Below are 3,903 nucleotides of genomic sequence, written 5' to 3'. Positions count from 1 at the left end.
TAACGGTCAGGGGCCTTCAGTGCGTTGTGGGTCCACTCTGCTGCATACCGCAGTATGCTTGCCTCATGGCTTCCACGACGCGCATCACGGTCACCCTCCCGACCGAGCAGGTCGAGGAGATCAAGCGGCACACCGACAACGTCTCGAGCTACGTGGCCGATGCCGTCGCGCGTCAGATCCGTCGACAGCTTCTGGCTGCCGAACTGGACCAGTACCAGCGGGACTGCGGTGCCTTTACCGAGGAGGAGCTGGCGCGGGCCCGCGCCGAGCTCGGCGCCGGCGATGCCGACCGTGGAGCCGATGCGGCGTGAGTCGGACTTTCGCCTCGGTCGTGCTGGACTGCGAGGCGCTGTCCGCCTGGGTCGGTCAGGACCGTCGGATGATGGCGAAGCTCGCGGTGCTGCGTGAGTCGGACGCGGACCTGGTGACGTGTGCCAACACCATCATCGAAGCGACCCACGAACGGACCAACCAGTCCCGACTCCATTGGGTGCTCTCCCAGCTCCGCGTCGAGCCGGTGACGGAGCAGTGCGCACGCGCGGCCGCGGCTCTCCTGAAGGACGCCGGCCTCCACGGGCACAAGTACGCGATCGACGCCACCGTCGCCGAGGTGGCCCTGCGCCAGCAGGCCCCCGTTGCGGTGCTGACGTCCGACGTCGACGACCTGTCCCGCCTCTGCGGCAGTCGGGTCTCCGTCCTCCCGGTCTGAGAACGAATCACCGCCCTCGCCAGCTGACCGAACTGATCGGCGGATGACCCGGATCTGACACTAGGCTCAGCGCGCCGCAGCTTCGCGGTGGCGTCGATGCGGGAGCGACGGCCCGTTCGACGTGGTGTGCCCGAGCGCTTGAGTTGGCGATGGGCAGCCAGATGGCGGAGCCCGTGCTCCGCATGACTGGCACGCTTCCCGGGTTCGACCAGGCGGGCCCCGGCGTCGCGGTCATCCCACCCGGTCGGATCGCGATCGAGAACGCGGTCTAGCATCCCGGCATGCACGCAACGACCTACCGGATACCGCCCCTCCAGCGGAGATCCCTCCTCCTCTGGGTCATCGGCCTGTCGGTGTTGCCTGCTGTCTTCATCGTCGCCAACTGGCACCGGGCCGGATGGTGGGGGGCCGGCCCGTTCGGACCAGGCATCCTCTTGATCGATCTGATCTATCTCAACCTGGCGTCCGGCAAGACCGTCGTGGACGCCCACGGCATCCGGACGACCCGCCTGCTGGGGCGCCGGTCATGGTCCTGGGACGGGATCGCGTCCATCGCCGTCGACGTCGAGAAGAACCAGAAGGGCGGAAACGTCAGTCACCTGGCCGTCCACCCGACCGTGGGTCGTCCACGCTATCTGTACGCGCCCTGGGCACACGGCGCGGTTCCAGGTGCCGCGTTCCACAAGACCGCGAACGCGATCATGACGGCTCTCGCCGAGCACAAGGCGAGCACGATGGCTGCCGACGCGCCCGGCGTCGGGTGACGCCTTTGCCCTGCTGACGTATGGAGCCCGGGGCGCGGGGCGCGAACGTGATGCCCGGCGCTGGCTGAGATGGTCCTTCCGTGGCTGCTGTGGTCACTGCTTCGGAGCCGTGCTGGATCGCTCCGTTCACCGGACTGGACCCGCGTGCGTTCCGCAAGCCGCTCGCGGTGGTGCGACGCGAAGGTGCCGACGAGGTCCGCGCGGGACGTCCGAAAGTCGCTGCCACTTGAGGATCGGGTGCTGCTGGTGGCGGCCTACTGGCGCAGCAACCTGACGCTGCGACAGCTTGCTCCTCTGTTCGGCGCGCAGCCGTGAAGCAGATCCGCAATGAGGCCCTGGCGCTTGGAGAGGTCAGGATCGTGCAGCCGTGGGACGAGATCCCCTCAGCGCCGGCCATGTGGCATCCGATCTCCCCGTGGGTGGTCGGGCTGACCTAACCGGCACGGAGGCAACCCTCGAGAACCGGCTGGCTGAGGTGCCTCGACTGGTTCCTGACCACAGGGGAGCATCGCCTTCTGGCGGGACTTCGTCAGCTAGGGCTTCACGAGGCTCGAACGTGGGCTGAGCCGGAAGCGGCGGGTGTAAGGACTTCCCTGTGTTCACGCCTCAGGCTTCCCCGGGCCTGCATCGGGACGCCGGAGGGCGACAAGGATTCCGCCGAGGCTGCTCTCGGCCGAGCGGAGCGTCATCTGCGCCTGGACGTCGAAGCCCGTCTCGTCGAGCCATGTGGCCAGCTGCTCTGGCCGGCGCCGGTGGACCTGGACGTTGATCGGGTGGTCGCCGTAGCCCCGCGTCTTCAACTGCACGTCGTCGCCGACGTGGAAGCCGATCAGCAGGGGGCTGCCGGGGCGTAGCGCCCGGTGAAAGCGTGCGAGCACCGAGCCGATCTCGTGGTCGGGAATGTGGATCAGTGAGTACCAGGCCACCACCCCGGCCAGTGAGGCCTCGGCGAGGTCGAGATCCGTCATGGAACCGACCTCGAACCGCAAAGCAGGATGTTCGCGTCGGGCGACCTCGATCATCGCCGGCGACAGGTCGATTCCGAACGCGTCCACGCCCAGGCCCGCCAGGTGCGCCGTGATCCGTCCAGGCCCGCAGCCCACGTCCGCCACCGGGCCACCGCCGTCCGCGCGGGCGAGCTCGGCGAAGACGGCCAAGATGGCGCGCTCGTATGGAGTTTGGTCCAGGAGGTCGCGCACGTGGTCCGCGTAGGCGGGGGCGAGGGTGTCGTAGGACGCACGGGTGTCGGCCAACCAGTCTTCGACGCTCATGGGTGATCACCGTAGTGCCGCGGTCCACGCGGATCCCGGGCAAGCGAGGAACTGGGTTGACCCGAGTTCGTCGCCGGCGTTCCCATGGCCTTGCTCCGGCGACGGGCGGCCGCCCGCTCGAGACAGATCCGAAAGGTGCTCACCACCCATGGGCCAGATGCACGCCGATGAGGCGGACACCGGTGTGCCGCTCGTCCGCCGGCTGATCGCTGAGCAGTTCCCGCAGTGGGCGCGGTTGCCCGTCGAGCTGGTGGACCGCGACGGAACGTCCAACGCCATGTTCCGGCTGGGGGATGACATGGTCGTGCGCCTGCCGAGAATCGCGGGTGCGGCGGAGGACGTACAGAAGGAGCACACCTGGCTGCCGCGGCTGGCGCCGCAACTCCCCGTTGCGATCCCCGTGCCGCTGGGCCAGGGCGGGCCCGGCGCGGGGTATCCGTGGTCCTGGTCCGTCTACGGCTGGCTCGACGGCGCCAACCCCGTCGTCGGCAGGCGACCGCCCGGCGATGACAGTCCCCTTGCCGAAGACCTCGCCGCCTTCACGAAGGCGCTCCGTGCGATCGACCCCGAGGGAGGCCCAGCGGCCTACCGCAGCGAACCCCTGGCCGCACGGGACGCCGCGACCCGTCGCGCCGTCGCCGCCCTGGACGGCGTCATCGATGCGGATACCGTCGAAGCCGTGTGGGAGGACGCGCTGGGAGTGCCTGAATGGGACGGCCCCGCTGTGTGGATCCACGCGGATCTCCAGCCGGGCAATCTTTTGGTCTCCGAAGGACGACTGACCGGCGTCATCGACTTCGGCTGTCTCGGCCTGGGCGACCCCGCTGTCGACTTCATGCCGGCCTGGTACGTACTGCCCGGTGCTGCGCGGCCGGTCTTTCGCGCCGCAGTGGGGGCCGACGAGGCGTCCTGGGCCCGCGCCCGTGGCTGGGCGCTGTCGGTCGCGCTGATGGAGCTCCAGTACTACCGGGACACGAACCCCGTGATGACGGCCGTCGCAGGCCACGTCCTCAAGGAGATCCTGGCGGAGGGTTGACCCGGCCTTGGTGGACGTGTAGTGTTCTTCGAGTTGTCCCGCCTGCGGTGCAGGCCTGTGGACTGCGAACCCCCTCGAAATTGACCGCACGGATGGTTCATTTGTGCTGCCATTTTTGAGAAT

General features: G+C 68.7%; 5 protein-coding genes and 1 pseudogene. 5 read left to right on the top strand and 1 reads right to left on the bottom strand.

Annotated elements, in window-relative coordinates; all coding sequences use genetic code 11:
- Positions 1 to 65: 65 nt before the first annotated feature.
- The 4 genes and pseudogenes from TR49_RS39435 to TR49_RS42320 all read left to right on the top strand — a co-directional run.
- Positions 66 to 311 (top strand): hypothetical protein, encoded by a 246-nt coding sequence (locus TR49_RS39435; protein WP_042391307.1) that lies wholly within the window; start codon positions 66 to 68, stop codon positions 309 to 311.
- Positions 308 to 709 carry a PIN domain-containing protein gene (locus tag TR49_RS39430; protein ID WP_042391305.1) on the top strand — a complete coding sequence of 134 codons (402 nt, stop codon included), beginning with the start codon at positions 308 to 310 and terminating at the stop codon, positions 707 to 709. Before TR49_RS39435 ends, TR49_RS39430 begins: the two co-directional genes overlap by 4 nt.
- Before the next feature lie 281 nt (positions 710 to 990).
- The gene (locus TR49_RS39425; RefSeq protein ID WP_042391303.1) at positions 991 to 1,473 is read left to right on the top strand and encodes a hypothetical protein; all 483 of its coding nucleotides are present in this window, start codon (positions 991 to 993) and stop codon (positions 1,471 to 1,473) included.
- Between the two features lie 80 nt (positions 1,474 to 1,553).
- Positions 1,554 to 1,776 (top strand): annotated as a pseudogene (locus tag TR49_RS42320) (transposase family protein); the annotation flags it as partial.
- A 296-nt stretch (positions 1,777 to 2,072) separates the two neighbouring features.
- Here the strand turns inward: TR49_RS42320 and TR49_RS39420 are convergent.
- The gene (locus TR49_RS39420) at positions 2,073 to 2,744 is read right to left on the bottom strand and encodes a class I SAM-dependent methyltransferase (RefSeq protein ID WP_042391301.1); all 672 of its coding nucleotides are present in this window, start codon (positions 2,742 to 2,744) and stop codon (positions 2,073 to 2,075) included.
- 148 nt (positions 2,745 to 2,892) lie between these two features.
- On the opposite strand from TR49_RS39420, the gene TR49_RS39415 reads away from it, so the two are divergent.
- Positions 2,893 to 3,780 carry an aminoglycoside phosphotransferase family protein gene (locus tag TR49_RS39415; protein ID WP_042391298.1) on the top strand — a complete coding sequence of 296 codons (888 nt, stop codon included), beginning with the start codon at positions 2,893 to 2,895 and terminating at the stop codon, positions 3,778 to 3,780.
- Positions 3,781 to 3,903: the final 123 nt, after the last annotated feature.

The sequence above is a fragment of the Streptacidiphilus melanogenes genome (genome assembly GCF_000787835.1).
Classification (GTDB): domain Bacteria; phylum Actinomycetota; class Actinomycetes; order Streptomycetales; family Streptomycetaceae; genus Streptacidiphilus; species Streptacidiphilus melanogenes.
Note: the sequence above shows the minus strand (reverse complement) of the source record. Positions and strands in the feature narration are given on the sequence as shown.